The organism is Enterobacillus tribolii, assembly GCF_003363015.1.
Lineage (GTDB): Bacteria > Pseudomonadota > Gammaproteobacteria > Enterobacterales > Enterobacteriaceae > Enterobacillus > Enterobacillus tribolii.
Window position 1 is genome coordinate 328,455 of sequence record NZ_QRAP01000005.1, and the last position, 14,761, is coordinate 343,215.

Below are 14,761 nucleotides of genomic sequence, written 5' to 3' on the forward strand. Positions count from 1 at the left end.
TTATGGCAACGTTAATTGCTGAAAACCTGGCTAAATCCTACAAAGGACGCCGGGTGGTGGAAAACGTCAGTCTGACGGTAAACTCCGGCGAGATCGTCGGCCTGCTCGGCCCGAACGGGGCCGGTAAAACCACCACATTTTATATGGTAGTGGGCATCGTCCCGCGCGACGCCGGCCGGATCGAAATCGACAACGAAGACATCAGCCTGCTGCCCCTGCATGCCCGTGCCCGCCGCGGCATCGGCTATCTGCCGCAGGAAGCCTCCATTTTCCGGCGTCTCAGCGTTTACGATAACCTGATGGCGGTGCTGGAAATCCGCGAGGATTTGACGCGCGAGCAGCGCGCCGATCGCGCCAACGAGTTGCTGGAAGAGTTCCACATCGCCCATCTGCGCGATAACCTCGGCCAATCGCTTTCCGGCGGTGAACGGCGCCGGGTGGAGATCGCCCGCGCGCTGGCGGCGAACCCGAAGTTTATCTTGTTGGACGAACCCTTCGCCGGCGTTGACCCTATCTCCGTTATCGACATCAAGAAAATCATCGAACACTTGCGCGATCGCGGGCTGGGGGTGCTCATCACCGACCATAACGTACGCGAGACGCTGGACGTGTGCGAACGCGCCTACATCGTCAGTCAGGGCAACCTGATCGCGCACGGCACGCCGGATCAGGTCATGACGGACGAGCAGGTAAAACGCGTCTATCTGGGAGAAGAGTTCCGCCTGTAACCGAATACACAGAATTCCGCGCAAGCCGTGCCTCGTCCGGCTTTCGCGTCAACGGAAAAAGAATGATGAAGCAAGGTTTGCAACTCAGGCTAAGCCAGCAACTGGCGATGACTCCTCAGCTCCAGCAGGCGATTCGCCTGTTACAGCTGTCTACGCTTGAACTCCAGCAGGAGATCCAGCAGGCGCTGGAGAGTAATCCCTTACTGGAGCAAACCGATATTCATGACGAAATCGAGGCGCCGGCGAACGATGACGACGAGGTGCTGGACACCCGCGAAGCCCTCGAACAGCCAGACATGCCGGAAGAACTGCCGCTCGACGCCACCTGGGATGAAATTTACACCGCCGGCACGCCGTCCGGCACCGGCACCGACTACAGCGATGAAGAGCTGCCCGTCTACCAGGGCGAAACCACGCAGACCCTCCAGGACTACCTGATGTGGCAGGTGGAGCTGACCCCGTTCACCGATACGGATCGCGCGATCGCCACCGCCATCGTAGACGCCGTCGACGATACCGGTTATCTCACCTCCTCGCTGGAGGACATTCTGGAAAGCCTGGGTGACGAAAATGTCACGCAGGAAGAAGTTGAAGCCGTACTCAAGCGCGTGCAGCGTTTCGACCCGGTCGGCGTCGCCGCCCGCGACCTGCGCGACTGCCTGCTGGTGCAACTATCGCAGTTCACGCCGGAAACGCCCTACCTGAACGATGCGCGCCTGATCGTCGATCAGCATCTCGATCTGCTGGCCAATCACGATTTTCGAAATCTGATGCGTTCGACTAAGCTGAAAGAAGACGTGCTCAAAGAAGCCATGCAGCTGATTCAGTCACTCGATCCACGCCCCGGTCTTTCGGTAAATACCGGCGAATCCGATTATGTGATTCCTGACGTGTTGGTGCATAAGCATCACGGAAAGTGGACGGTCGAACTGAATCAGGACAGCGTGCCGCGCCTGCGCATCAATCAGCAATATGCCGCGCTGGGCAGCCAGACGCGCAACGACAGCGACAGCCAGTTCATCCGCAGCAACCTGCAGGAAGCCAAGTGGCTGATCAAAAGCCTGGAAAGCCGCAACGACACGTTGCTGAAGGTTTCCCGCTGCATCGTGGAACAGCAGCAGGCGTTTTTTGAGAACGGCGCAGAATACATGAAGCCCATGGTGCTGGCCGATATCGCTCAACAGGTTGAGATGCATGAATCCACGATCTCCCGCGTCACGACCCAAAAGTTTCTGCACAGCCCACGCGGCATTTTTGAACTAAAATATTTTTTCTCCAGCCATGTCAGCACCGAAGACGGTGGGGAGGCCTCCTCCACGGCGATTCGCGCGCTGGTGAAAAAACTGATCGCGGCGGAAAACCCCGCCAAACCGCTCAGCGACAGCAAGCTTGCGACCATGCTGGCAGATCAGGGCATCATGGTTGCAAGACGTACCGTCGCCAAGTATCGTGAGTCTTTGTCCATCCCGCCGTCAAACCAGCGTAAGCAGTTAGTTTGACCATCACAGAGAAGGAAGACATCTATGCAGCTCAATATTACCGGACACCATCTTGAAATTACCGATGCTTTGCGTGATTTCATTAATACTAAGTTCGCCAAGCTGGAGCAGTTTTTCGATCGTATCAATCAGGTTAACGTCGTCCTGAGCGTGGAGAAAGTGCAGCAGATTGCCGAGGCCACGGTATATATCAATGGCGGAGAGCTGCACGCGGAGTCAGAGCATGAAGATATGTACGCCGCCCTGGATGCGCTGGTAGACAAACTGGCGCGTCAGTTAAACAAACATAAAGACAAACTGAGACAGCACTAAGCGTGCCTGCTCGCTAATTCATTAACCGCTTTGCTATCGGCCCGTTTCCCGTGAAACGGGCCGATAGATCATCAGGGGAACATAAAAGCCCGCGCCGCGGGACTTGAGTGAAACACACGATGAGTAACGATTTGACAATGCCTTTAACCTCCGTGCTCAGCCCGGAGTGCACGCGCAACGCAGTACATTGCACCAGCAAAAAACGCGCCCTGGAAATCATCAGCGAACTGGCGGCGAAACAGCTGAACCTGCCGTCGCAGGTGGTGTTTGACGCCATCCTGACCAGAGAACGCATGGGAAGTACCGGGATCGGCGGCGGCATCGCCATTCCGCACGGTAAGCTGGAAGAGGACACCCTGCGCGCCATTGCCGTATTTATTCATCTGGAACAGCCCATCGACTTCGATGCCATCGACAATCAACCCGTCGACCTGCTGTTCGCCCTGCTGGTGCCGGCGGATCAGTGCAAAACGCATTTGCAGACGCTGGCGATGATGGCGCAGAAACTGGCCGATAAAAGCATATGCCGCCAGTTGCGCTCGGCGCAAAGCGATGAAGAGCTCTATAAACTCATTGCAGAATAATACGTTAACTGATTATGAAAAAAGTAGCGGATGGCGTTGCCACACGTTACAGTGATCGACGATCGGTTTAAGAAATAATGGCTTTAAGAGACAGTAGGTTTAAGAACCGCCATACACGTAGCTGGTAAAATCAGCGGGCCGTCACGATGACGTAAGGCCCGGCAAAACCGGCGGCGGAAACAAATTTAACGGTGGCATGGTGCCGCCCGTATACGAGGGGAAATGACTCATGGTGCTGATGATTGTCAGCGGCCGTTCAGGTTCGGGAAAATCCGTTGCCCTGCGAGCGCTGGAAGACATGGGCTTCTATTGTGTCGACAACCTGCCGGTGGAACTGCTGCCCGATTTAGCGCATACGCTATCCTCGCGTAATATTTCCGCCGCCGTCAGCATTGACGTTCGCAACATGCCGGAATCGCCGGAAGTGCTGGAAAAAGCGATGGACAGCCTGCCGCAGAGCTTTTCGCCGCAGTTGCTGTTTCTCGACGCCGATCGCAACACCCTGATCCGCCGCTACAGCGACACCCGCCGTCTGCATCCGCTGTCGAACAAAAACCTGTCGCTGGAAAGCGCCATCGATGAAGAGAGCGACCTGCTGGAGCCGCTGCGTTCCCGCGCCGATCTGATCATCGACACCTCCGAAATGTCGGTGCATGAGCTGGCGGAAATGCTGCGCACCCGCCTGCTGGGCAAGCGCGAGCGCGAGCTGACGATGGTGTTCGAATCGTTCGGCTTCAAGCACGGCATTCCCATCGACGCCGACTATGTGTTCGACGTACGCTTTCTGCCTAACCCGCACTGGGACCCGAAACTGCGCCCGATGACCGGCCTGGATAAACCCGTCGCCGCGTTCCTCGATCGCCATACTGAAGTGCATAACTTCATCTACCAGACCCGCAGCTATCTGGAACAGTGGCTGCCGATGCTGGAAACCAACAACCGCAGTTACCTGACCGTCGCCATCGGCTGTACCGGTGGTAAACACCGTTCGGTTTACGTTGCCGAGCAACTGGCCGACTACTTCCGCTCACGTGGGAAAAACGTGCAGTCACGTCACCGTACGCTGGAGAAGCGTAAGTAAACAGGTCCGAAACACACATCATGACCGTAAAACACACTGTGGAAATCAAAAACCGGCTGGGCATGCATGCCCGGCCGGCCATGAAACTGTTTGAACTGGTTCAGGGATTTGACTGTGAAGTTATGCTGCGCAACGAAAGCGGCGTAGAAGCGGAAGCAAGCAGCGTCATCGCCTTGCTGATGCTGGACTCCGCGCAGGGCGGCCATATTGAAGTTCAGGCCGACGGCCCGGACGAAGAAAAAGCGCTGGAAGCGGTCATCGGGTTATTCAATGCAGGGTTTGACGAAGACTGACGATGTTCCCTGTGCAACAAACGGCGGCACCCGCACAGGGTGCAGGCCGTTTTAACTGCGGCTCAGGCAATCTTTGGCAACGCTGCGAAACTGCTCGAAATCTTTGCTGGCTAACAGGCGGCTGACCGCCCTTTCGCGCATAAACGTCACGAACAGATCGTAAATCGTCATCGCCTCTTCGTAGTCCTGCATACTGATCGCCAGCAAGAAAATGACGTAGGCGGTTTCCCCCGGCCCCCAGGCGATACCCTGCGGCGCCAGCACGGTGTACACCACGGTTTTCTTCGCCAGCAGCCCCAGCGAGTGCGGCAGCGCGATGCCTTCGCCCAGCATGGTGGAAACGATGCCTTCGCGCTCGACCAAAGACGGATGGAAATCCCCGCCGATGTATCCTTCCTGCTCCAGTTGCCGGCACAAGCGGTTGAACAGCTCGGCCTGGGTGATCGGCTTGTCGATGATGCAGAAGTGCGTCTCATCGAAAAATTTGTCCATCATATAAGGCCGGGTGCGGTCGATCAGCACCTGTTTCGCCAGTTGCTCCAGTTGGAAGCTGGTGGGGAACGGTGCAACCAGCACCACCGGCTTATTCTTTTCCGCCACCTTCACCGTGCTGATCACAAAGTCTTCTTCAATTTGCTCCAGCTTTTCATACTCGCGCAAAGAATCAACCTGCCGCACCATCAGTTGCGGAAACTCACGTTTAATCTTCGCTTCCAGCAAACGCACGGTAGAGATACCGGAATCACACACCAACAGCGCCTGCGGGTGGCGCTCGTAGCCAATATCGTAATGGCGTTCCAGCCCGACGCCGATATGCAGCACCAGGTAGCCGATTTCATTGTCGGTGATGGTGTAAGGAACGTCTTTTTCCCAGCTGGAAACCGCCGCCAGCGTGACGTCGTAGGCCAGCGGATAATGCTGCTTGATATGCTCCAGCAGCGGGTTCGGCATATTAATCTGGTACTTGGCGCGCGTCATCATGGTCGCGATATGGGAAAGCAGATCGCTGCGCAGTTGCTCATCCTCACGCAGATCGTAATTGTAGCGATCGTTGATAAAGCCAAGAATATAATCCACCAGCGCACGGTTTTCGTCCTGTCCGCCCGGTTGCAGGTTGGCGCCGTCGGTCATACGCCGCGCGGCGATCTGCACGCTGAGGTAATCCAGCTCGGCCTGCGGGATCTCGCAGCCGGTTTGCCGTTGCAGAATTTCGATCATCTGCGCGGCCGCCAGCTTCAGCGCCGGCTCCACGTCGCTGGCGCTGAACTCGCCCAGCAGATGGCCGGCGCGGATACGCTGCACAATGATGCCGCAGTAGATCATCAGATGCTGCTCGCCCTCATCGGTCATGCGAATCTGATGTTGCTGGATCACCGCATGAAGCTGTTCGCGCAGTTGGAGAAGGTCAACGCCGGGCAGCGCCAGCGCGTGCAGCTCCGGCAGGAAGTCATCCCCGCTCTGAAACTGGAACAACATGTTAGCCAGGCAGGCGCGCACCGCGTTCTCGCTGCCGAACAGACGCATACCGTGATGCGGCTTGCTCTCAATCGTCAGCCCGTACTTAGCGGCGATCTCACGCACTTCCGCCATATCGCTCTGCAACGAAGCCCGGCTGACAAACCAGCCATCGGCGATGTCATCCAGCTTGCACGCCTCGTCCTGCGCCAAAAAACGCAGCAACAAATGCACTACCCTGTCGCGTGCCGTACGCGGCAGCGTATTGCTCCGCATGTCCTGCTGCTGTTCCAGCGCGGCAAAACGCGATTCGTCGGTAATATCCAGGCGATATCCGCTGCCCCGCTGATGGACGAACTGCGCGCCGTAGTGGAGCAGAATCTCATTCAGAGCGTTAATGTCTGTGCGCACGGTACGGGTGGATACGTCAAAACGCCTGGCAAGCTCTTCCTGGGGCAAGGTTTCACCGCGGAGCGCGTCAAACAATTGGTTCAGACGTGGATATGGAAATTGAATCATTCTCGTACCGCTGCTAACGAACTGATTAGCGCCGCAAAGCGCTGCGAATTGGCCGGAGAGGAGTCAGCAGGAAAACGTAAACGCTTCGGTCAATTGGTGAACGAAGTCAGGCTGATTGGATACCTACCACCCTAAATAATCCGAACTGCACGGCGCAAAGAACGCGTTGAGCACCGCTGCTTTTCGAAATATAACGGGCATATACTGTACCTTACCGCGCACAATATAAACACCGGTATATCAACCGGATGCACCCAAAAACGATTATACCGGCGACTAACAGATTCAGACAGGGAATGAATGTGATCTGTGTACCAGTTTGCGGAATCTTTCATGGAAATAAAAATCGCTTCCTGCACCCGTTCTTGTCGCGTCCCTGCTACTGCGCGCCATCTCCGCCATTGCGGACATGGCGCGCCAAACTTTCCGGAGTTTCTTAATGCCCGAATACCATTTGTGACGGTGCGCCCACACCCACCACGTCATCACTCATCGTCAGGCGCCCGCTCTGCGGGTCGCGGCTGAAGCGCATGATGTTGTCGCTGCGTTGGTTCAGGGCATACAAATAACGCCCGGTCGGGTCCAGCGTCAGCGTGCGCGGGTAATCACCGCCGGTCCAGACTTCCGCAACCTTGCTCAGCTTCCCTTCGTCCCCGACGGCAAACTGCATGATGCTGTTACGCAGGCGGTTGGCGACGTACAGGAAATGCCCGTCATGGCTCAGCACCAGCCCGGCGGCAAAGCTGGTTCCCTGATAGGTTTCCGGCAGCGAAGACTGGGTCGCCACCTCTTTCAGCGTACCGCTCTGCTTGTCAAAACTGTACTGCGTCAGGGTAGAGGCTTCTTCATTAATCAGATAAACCGTTTTGCCGTCCGGATGGAAGACGAAGTGACGCGGGCCGGCACCGGCGGACGACGCCATGATGTAGGGAGGATTATTGGCCATCAGCGTGCCTTTCTCCGCATCAAAGCGCCACTGGTAAATACGGTCTAACCCCAGATCGGTGGAAAAGACGAACTTGCCGCTGGGATCGCTGGCAATCATATGCGCATGCGGTCCGTTATGATCGCTGATGGCAAAACTGCCCGGCACTGCGGCTTCGGGTTTCGCCGCGCCCGCCGGCCCTTCGCTCTGCTTCACCGCGCTCGGCGCGCCGATTTTCCCGTCGCTTTCCACGGGGAATACCGCGATGCTGCCGCTGATATAGTTAGCGACCAGCAGGTGCTTGCCGTCCGGCGTCAGCGAAAGATACACCGGCCCTGCGCCCTGTGAGTCCGCCTGATTGAGCAGCGTAAGATCGCCGTTATCGCGGTTAACTTTGTATGCCGCCAGCGAACCGTGCTTACCGCCCTGATAGTCCGCCACTTCACTGGCTACATACAGCACGTTGCCATCCGCCGACATCACCATCTGCGCCGCATTCGGCAAGGTACTGACCGTTTTCACTTTGCTCAGCGCGCCGCTGGCCGGGTCCACCTTCATCAGGTAAACCCCTTCCCCGTTGGGATTATAGGTTCCCACGTAAGCGAAGCGGGCCGGGGCCGGGTTTTCTGCCGTCTGCGCCAGCAATGGTTGTGCCGCCACGCCGCCGATTAACAGCGTCATCCCCATACAAACTGCCCGTAACGGATGTAACGAAAATGCTGAATTAATAGATGTCATTGCCTTCTCCGTTTGATACAACCTGGACAGAGCGCCAATGCGTGACAGACTAACGACGCATAAAACGCCCGCTGAAAACGGCAGCCGCGGACGCAGCCACCGGGACAAAACACGAAAAACCGCACCGAACAGCCGGTGCGGCAGTAGCGGGGCTAACTAACGCCCCAATCCATCAACCCAACAACTTTTTCACGCTCGCCAGCAACGTTTTAACGTCTTCCGGACGCGTGTTTCCGCTCGCTTTATCAATGATGGAGCTATAGATATGCGGAATGATCTTCTTCACGCCGGCATCCAGCGCGATCTGCATAATCGCTTCGAAGTTTTCCAGATCGATGCCGCCGGTCGGCTCCAGCCAGAAATCCTGCTCAGCGCAGGCCTGCGCCACGCGGGTGAACTCATCGCGGGTTTTCAGGCCGCCCATCGGGAAATATTTCACCGAGCTGCCGCCCATGTCCTTGAGCATCGCGATGGCGCTTTCCACCGGCACAATGGCGTCGGCTTTCTGCGAACTCAGCGGGCCGGTGGAGATTTTCACCATGCCCACCTGACCGGTCGGGGAGATCAGGCCGTTCACCACGCTCGCGTTCTGGCCCAGCATGCCGCGGCTGACGCCCACGCCGGTGAAGACCTGGTTCACGTGCTGCGGCTGCAATACGCCGGAAATCTGCGACACCATCAGCGACTGATTCGGATCGCCGGCGCCGAGGCCGACGGAAAGCGCGTTGTCGATCAGCCGTGCGTACTCTTTCATGTCCGCGATAGCGCTGCTGTTGTCGGGATAGTTCTTCGACAAGACGCCGACCAACACATAACCTTCCGCCGCTTCATACACATCGCGCGCGTTTTCTTTGGAACCGGCCAGCACGTTCAGGCAAACACGGTCTTTATAAAAATTTGGTGACAATTGCATGACTTTCTCCCTCTCAAAACTTTTCATTACAAGGCCAATCAGAACAGGGCCTTGATGCATTCATAAACGGTATGCAGTTGTGCGGCGTCAACGCTGCGCACATCCACCTCAATCTTGCCTTCATTGGCCTTATAGCCGCGGAAATAGATCGCCGGGTCGCCGTTTTTCAGCCGCTCGACGATATGCTCCGTCGTGATGCCCAGCTTCTGGTGATCAAAGGTAATCTCGGTACGGGCGATGTCGCGGCCCGCGCTGTCCCACACCACCTTCGCCGATACGCCGTCGAGGGTGTTCAGGTTGTCGATGAACGCGGTCATCTTATCGACCATCTGCTGGCCGCTTTCCTTCTCCAGCGTCATATAGCTGGCGATAGCCTGAGTCAGGCCGAGAATGCCTTCTTTGCCGACCTTCATCGCCCGGCCGATGCCGTTGGCCTGCAACTTCACCCACTCAACGTATTTCTTGCGGCCAATGACCAGGCCGCTGGTGGGGCCTTCGATCGCCTTGGCGCCGCTGTAAATAACCAGATCCGCGCCCATGTTGTAATAACACTGCAGGTCCTCTTCCGCCGCGGCGTCCACGATCAGCGGCAGGTTATGGGCATGCGCCACTTCCGCCGCCTGCGCCACGTTCAGCATGCTTTTCTGCACGCAGTGGTGGGACTTCACATACAAAATCGCCGCGGTTTTCGGGGTAATCGCCGCCGCCAGCTGCGCCGGAGAACATTCGTTAGCGTAGCCCGCCTCACGCACGCAGCCGCCGCCCAGTTGCACCATGGTGCCGACCGGCGCGCCGAAGTTAACGTTATGGCCTTTCGGCACCACGATTTCGCTCGGTACGTCATGCGCATGGGCATGCAGGTTATCCAGACGGTATGCGTTGTCCTGCACGATCATCGCCGCCACCGACTGCGCGATGCCCGCGGACGCGCAAGAAACCACCACGGCGTCTTCCACGCCCAGCAGATCGGCAATATAGCGACCGGTTTTATTCACCAGATCCTTTACTTCGAAGTAATGGTTCAGGCCGAAATTCACCGCCTCCACCACGTCTTCACGCGGCGTGGAAACCCCCAGGATGGTCATGCGGCCGGACGTGTTGATTACCGTCTTCAGGTTGTATTTTTGATATACGCTCTGGTTGTTAGAAGACATGCTTTGACTCTCCATCTTGGGTAAGTACCGGCTGACCGGCGACAATCGCCGCTAACGGCAGAATCATCGTCTGCCCGTTGCGGGTTTGTTGTTCTGAATCGGCAAACACCTGCGGCTGCGCTTCCACGGCGAAAAGGGTGAAGTCGGCGTCGCAGCCCACCTCCAGCCTGCCTTTGTTTTCGAGACGCAGCGCCTGCGCGGCGTTGACCGTGACGCAATCAATGATTTGCGCCAGACTCAGTCCGGCGATAAAGAACTTGGACATCACGTACGCCAGGCTGTACACCGGCCCTTTGATGCGGTTCTTGCAGTAAATGTCGGAGCTGATGGTATTGGGGTAAATGCCCTGACGAATGGCGATTTCCGCCACGTCGAAGCTGAAACTGGCGCTGCCGTGACCGACATCCAGCAACACGCCGCGATCCAGCGCGCGCTTCACCGCGGCGCGCAGTTCGCCTTCCGGCGTCAGGATGCGGTTCGGTTTGCCGTTGTAGCAGTGGGTGATGATGTCGCCGCGGGTCAGCAGGTCGGCAATATCGTCCAGATTCGGCGGATTGTTGCCTACATGCACCATCAGCGGCAACCCGCCGTTCTGCGCCTGGATTTCTTTGGCGCGCACCAGCGGTCTGATGCCGTTGTCCTGCACCACGCTGCCGCTCATGCGCGCCTTGATGCCGATGACAAAGCCTTTGTGATCGCCGATCGCCTTGTGCGCCAGCGCATCATCAATGTCGTTCATATCGCCCAGCTCGTTCTGACGCAGCAGGCCGATACGGGAAATGTTCAGAAATGCATAAACGTTGGTCTTCGCCGCGCGGGTCAGACGATAAAACTCGTCAATGTCGTCCGCGCCGGTGCTGCCGGCGTCAACCACCGTCGTCACGCCGCTGCTGACGCCGACCAAATCAGGTTCGTCGTTGTAAATCGGCGAGGACGGGTAGCAGTGGGTATGGGAGTCGATCCAGCCGGCGCTCAGGTAATAACGGCCGTTCAGGTCAAGGATTCGGGTTGCGGTGAGGTCGCTGTCAAGCTGGCCAATCAGGGCAATCTTTCCGTCTTTAACCGCAATATCAATCAGGCTGCCGTCAACGCGCTTACCCTGCTTGATAATTAAATCGTACATAGTTTGCCTTCATCAGTTGGTTCCCCCGCACAAGGCGGGGGAAGGGGGGAATTACGAGATAGCTACCGGGAAGATGGAACCGAAAATCATCGCACCCAGGATGGCGCCGCCGGTGATCGGCTTGTTCCAGATGTAGAACAGCAGCGCGCCGATCAGAGAACCGATACCGATAGGAATCGACGCCGTCATTGCCGACAGGATAATCAACGGCCCCAGGAAACGGCCGGAAGCATTACCTGCGCCCATCATGACGTCCGCGCCATAGGTCGAGTTGCTCTGGTTGATGGTGAACTTACGCGCCAGAATGATCAGGTAGCCGATCAACATCCCGATCACCATGCCGGTAATCAGCGAGGCGATAAAGTTCTCCACCGGGTAGATGATGCCCGCGCCCAGCAGCAGCGCCGGAACACCCAGGCCAACGCCGGTCTGTACCGCGCCGCCGATGTCCAGAATCCCCACCAGGGAGCCTTCGATGATACGGGCGAACAGGAAGCTGGCGCCGAATGCGGCAACCGCGCCGTAAACGCCGGTATCAATCCCCGCACGCAGCATGGACACGAAGGCCACTTCGTTGAACGCGCCGATACCGTACAGGTAGTACATGTGCGTCCCGGCAAATACCCCGGAGGACAGCAGTCCGACGAAAATCGGGAAAGACCAGTCGGCATACCAAAAACTATTCTTTAATTTCTCATCCATTGTCTCGTCTCCGCCCGATTATTTGCCGCTCAGGGTGTTATGGATATATTCCAGCCAACCCGGAACACCCAGTTGGAAGGATTCCAGCACCTTCATATCGAACCCGCGGAAGAAGCCGCTGAGGACAAACAGCAGAACAATTACCGCCATCATGATCTTGGTGACTTTGTTCCAGCCGCTTTCTTCTACGCCCTTACCGATCAGGATGCCCAGAACCAGACCCGGTACGGCGTTGCCCATAATCAGCTGCGCCAGGCCGCCGAAGATGGTGGCCCAGAAGCCGGAGCGACGGCCCGCGTCAATCGCGGCCAGCCAGAAGATAACCGGCATCACGGTATTCACCAGCAGGTTAGCGGCAGGCACCAGCACCTTAACGGCGGTGATCTGCAGCGCTTCCGGCACCGCGGAGGCGGTAGAGTTCAGGAAGGTCACCACGAGAATGCCGATGATGCCGCACGCGATCGCCATCTTTTTGGGATCGTGCAGGGTTTCCGCGACGTTGCGGTTTTTGATCATCAGCGCCGCGGCGCCCCAGTTAGGAATGATGCGGTGGTCAACGTCCTGAGTGAACGCACCGGCCGCAACGGAGGAAGCCCAGGCGTTAAAGAAGAAGCCCAGACCGAAAGAGAAGTGAGACGCAGGATCGCCCTCGCACGAATTCAGCTCGCCCAGTGTACGAAACGCACCCATTCCCTGTACCGTCGGCGCGTGGAACATTCGGGCCGCACCGGCGCCGACGCCCACTCCGACCAAGCCGCCGATGATAATCGACTTAATCAGAATAATTAAAAACATCAGTATATTCCTTAATAGTATGACGCCTGCCAGGTAATTCCGTCAGGCGGTTGCTGTGGTAGCCTTATACCGATTTGAAATCTATTTTATCCGTATCAATAGAGGTTACACTCACCGTTATTTCCAGCGTCACGGAATATTCCTTTTTTTTACGCGGCAAGAAAAAAAACAAAAACTTTTCTGTCGTTATTTTCTCCTCAGCACGAATAACACGGACATCTTCCGGCTCGATCCGCAATAAAACCTTGTCGGTTTCCCTGAGAATCTGACCTTGTACGCTACTTAACGCCGCGGCAAACGCTTTTTGTTTAGTATTGCTTTTGCCGCTGACGGTTACGGTGGTTGTAATACTCTCTTTCATTATCAGTTACCGTGTTTTTTGATATAGGCTTCCACCAGCTTCTGACCTAATTCCTCTTTATCCATAAAGCCGAATCCTAATACGTTGCAGCCTTCGTTAATGGCGGTAACGCCTTCTTCGATGGAGCGCATACCGTAGCGCGCTTTATAACCGTACTTGGTTTGCGCGGTAATAGCACCGGCGCCGCCGCTGCCGCAGAAAGAGATGCCCAGGTCAGCGTTTTCCTGCTTCATCACGTCGCCCAGCTTCATGTCCGCCGCCACGCCGGGGATAACAACAGCCGTGCCGCCAGCCGCTTCCACGCCCTGGCCCACTTTCTGGCCTTTCCCCAGACGATCGCCGATCACTACTTTAATTGCCGTCATAATTTATTCTCCCGTTACGCTGCTTAATTCATTTTCTTTCGCCACTTCGAAGTGGACGGATAATAAATGTGCTTCTTCATACGCCAGGCCGTCAAACCAACTAACAACCTGCTCTGCTAATTTCAGTGACATCGGTGAGATTTCATCAAACAAGGAAATATCGACCTCAGGTAAAGGTTCTCCGGTATGCGAACGTAATACCATGGCTTTTACATGTGAAAAAAGCATCTGCTTCTGCACTTCATTCGGATAAATTCCTTTACCGCTTAATAATGTGCTAACTTTTTCCAATACGCCGTTCGTTTCTTTTTCCAGAGTCACTTCATCCACTGAGCGTTGTTGTTCTGCCACGCCGTCTCTCCCCTCTATTCTGTTCAACGGTATTCTTCTCTCTGTTGATGTTGTTACCCTACAGCGGATAAATAAATAAGAGGAGCGGATCTTTTTCCATTTCAAACTGGAAATCCCTCCCCGGAAATGGGCCTGCTTCAAATTTTGCTTTTCACAAAATTTTATTCATAGATTTATTGTATGATTTTCTTGGAAAAATCATTTTTGTGATGGGCTTTGCCGGTCACATTTGATACTATCGAACGACAAAATGCGGGCTGCCGAAATCGTGATGCAGCTCACTTTTAAAATGCGGCGTGGCTCTTTATTATCGCTACAGACGCAAAAGCGAATGCTGAACCCTCACACCTCTGGCTGTGGGGGTTTTCTTTGTTATGACCGAATTCAACGAGAGGGGAGCTCTCAACCAAGACTCATGGAGAACAGTATGCCCAGACCTGCAATTATATTGAACGAACTCGACGCCGAACGCCTGGACGCGTTACTGGAGCAGGCCGCCTACGCTAACTCACCGGTAGCTGAAGCGTTGAACACCGAACTGGATCGCGCGGAAATGCGCAGCCCGGAAGATATTCCTGCCGACGTCGTCACGATGAACAGCCGGGTGAAATTCCGCGATCTGGAATCGGGTGAAGAGCACGTCCGCACGCTGGTCTACCCCGTTAATCTGAAAGACAGCAACGATCAGATTTCCGTGATGGCGCCGATTGGCGCTGCCCTGCTGGGGCTGCGGGTCGGTAACAATATCATCTGGGATCTGCCCAACGGCAACCAGACCCACATCGAAGTGCTGGAGCTGCAATACCAGCCTGAAGCGGCCGGCGAGTACCACCGCTAATCAGAAAGGGCCGCCCACGCCAGGG

The 14,761-nt window shown here is 56.2% G+C and carries 17 protein-coding genes; 7 read left to right on the forward strand and 10 right to left on the reverse strand.

The features are described 5' to 3' along the window. The first annotated feature begins 2 nt into the window (after window positions 1-2). The 6 genes from lptB to npr all read left to right on the forward strand — a co-directional run bounded on the left by lptB (window position 3) and on the right by npr (window position 4,497). A complete protein-coding gene (gene lptB / locus C8D90_RS12790) occupies window positions 3-728 on the forward strand; it encodes an LPS export ABC transporter ATP-binding protein (protein WP_115458830.1) in 726 nt (241 codons plus the stop codon). A 65-nt stretch (window positions 729-793) separates the two neighbouring features. Next, a complete protein-coding gene (rpoN, locus tag C8D90_RS12795; protein ID WP_115458921.1) occupies window positions 794-2,227 on the forward strand; it encodes an RNA polymerase factor sigma-54 in 1,434 nt (477 codons plus the stop codon). A 24-nt stretch (window positions 2,228-2,251) separates the two neighbouring features. Then, window positions 2,252-2,539, forward strand: a complete 288-nt coding sequence (hpf, locus tag C8D90_RS12800) for a ribosome hibernation promoting factor (protein ID WP_115458831.1) — start codon at window positions 2,252-2,254, stop codon at window positions 2,537-2,539. 119 nt (window positions 2,540-2,658) lie between these two features. Continuing rightward, entirely contained in the window at window positions 2,659-3,123 is a 465-nt protein-coding gene (ptsN, locus tag C8D90_RS12805) for a PTS IIA-like nitrogen regulatory protein PtsN (RefSeq protein ID WP_115458832.1), read from the forward strand. Window positions 3,124-3,352: 229 nt separating this feature from the next. Continuing rightward, the gene (gene rapZ / locus C8D90_RS12810; protein WP_115458833.1) at window positions 3,353-4,204 is read left to right on the forward strand and encodes an RNase adapter RapZ; all 852 of its coding nucleotides are present in this window, start codon (window positions 3,353-3,355) and stop codon (window positions 4,202-4,204) included. A gap of 20 nt (window positions 4,205-4,224) precedes the next feature. Next, window positions 4,225-4,497 (forward strand): PTS phosphocarrier protein NPr, encoded by a 273-nt coding sequence (gene npr, locus C8D90_RS12815; RefSeq protein ID WP_115458834.1) that lies wholly within the window; start codon window positions 4,225-4,227, stop codon window positions 4,495-4,497. 51 nt (window positions 4,498-4,548) lie between these two features. Here the strand turns inward: npr and C8D90_RS12820 are convergent, their stop codons facing one another. The 10 genes from C8D90_RS12820 to C8D90_RS12865 all read right to left on the reverse strand — a co-directional run bounded on the left by C8D90_RS12820 (window position 4,549) and on the right by C8D90_RS12865 (window position 13,898). Next, the gene (locus C8D90_RS12820; RefSeq protein ID WP_115458835.1) at window positions 4,549-6,471 is read right to left on the reverse strand and encodes a BglG family transcription antiterminator; all 1,923 of its coding nucleotides are present in this window, start codon (window positions 6,469-6,471) and stop codon (window positions 4,549-4,551) included. A gap of 436 nt (window positions 6,472-6,907) precedes the next feature. Continuing rightward, window positions 6,908-8,134 carry a lactonase family protein gene (locus C8D90_RS12825; RefSeq protein ID WP_115458836.1) on the reverse strand — a complete coding sequence of 409 codons (1,227 nt, stop codon included), beginning with the start codon at window positions 8,132-8,134 and terminating at the stop codon, window positions 6,908-6,910. Between the two features lie 172 nt (window positions 8,135-8,306). Then, on the reverse strand, window positions 8,307-9,047 hold the full coding sequence (gene dagF, locus C8D90_RS12830) for a 2-dehydro-3-deoxy-phosphogluconate aldolase (RefSeq protein ID WP_115458837.1): 741 nt from the start codon (window positions 9,045-9,047) through the stop codon (window positions 8,307-8,309). A 38-nt stretch (window positions 9,048-9,085) separates the two neighbouring features. Then, window positions 9,086-10,201 (reverse strand): DgaE family pyridoxal phosphate-dependent ammonia lyase, encoded by a 1,116-nt coding sequence (locus tag C8D90_RS12835; protein WP_115458838.1) that lies wholly within the window; start codon window positions 10,199-10,201, stop codon window positions 9,086-9,088. Beyond that, window positions 10,191-11,324 (reverse strand): amidohydrolase/deacetylase family metallohydrolase, encoded by a 1,134-nt coding sequence (locus tag C8D90_RS12840; protein ID WP_115458839.1) that lies wholly within the window; start codon window positions 11,322-11,324, stop codon window positions 10,191-10,193. The genes C8D90_RS12835 and C8D90_RS12840 overlap by 11 nt, the downstream gene beginning before the upstream one ends. Before the next feature lie 51 nt (window positions 11,325-11,375). Next, complete coding sequence (locus tag C8D90_RS12845) at window positions 11,376-12,026, reverse strand: DUF4310 family protein (protein WP_115458840.1); 651 nt, start codon at window positions 12,024-12,026, stop codon at window positions 11,376-11,378. Between the two features lie 18 nt (window positions 12,027-12,044). Beyond that, the gene (locus C8D90_RS12850) at window positions 12,045-12,821 is read right to left on the reverse strand and encodes a DUF4311 domain-containing protein (RefSeq protein WP_115458841.1); all 777 of its coding nucleotides are present in this window, start codon (window positions 12,819-12,821) and stop codon (window positions 12,045-12,047) included. Between the two features lie 64 nt (window positions 12,822-12,885). Further along, window positions 12,886-13,182: a DUF4312 family protein gene (locus C8D90_RS12855; RefSeq protein WP_115458842.1), complete on the reverse strand. Its 297-nt coding sequence runs from the start codon at window positions 13,180-13,182 to the stop codon at window positions 12,886-12,888. 2 nt (window positions 13,183-13,184) lie between these two features. Beyond that, on the reverse strand, window positions 13,185-13,547 hold the full coding sequence (locus C8D90_RS12860) for a glycine-rich SFCGS family protein (protein ID WP_115458843.1): 363 nt from the start codon (window positions 13,545-13,547) through the stop codon (window positions 13,185-13,187). 3 nt (window positions 13,548-13,550) lie between these two features. Beyond that, on the reverse strand, window positions 13,551-13,898 hold the full coding sequence (locus C8D90_RS12865) for a transcriptional regulator (protein ID WP_115458844.1): 348 nt from the start codon (window positions 13,896-13,898) through the stop codon (window positions 13,551-13,553). 427 nt (window positions 13,899-14,325) lie between these two features. Here C8D90_RS12865 and rnk point away from each other — a divergent pair, with 427 nt between their 5' ends. After that, the gene (gene rnk, locus C8D90_RS12870; protein ID WP_115458845.1) at window positions 14,326-14,736 is read left to right on the forward strand and encodes a nucleoside diphosphate kinase regulator; all 411 of its coding nucleotides are present in this window, start codon (window positions 14,326-14,328) and stop codon (window positions 14,734-14,736) included. Window positions 14,737-14,761 lie beyond the last annotated feature (25 nt).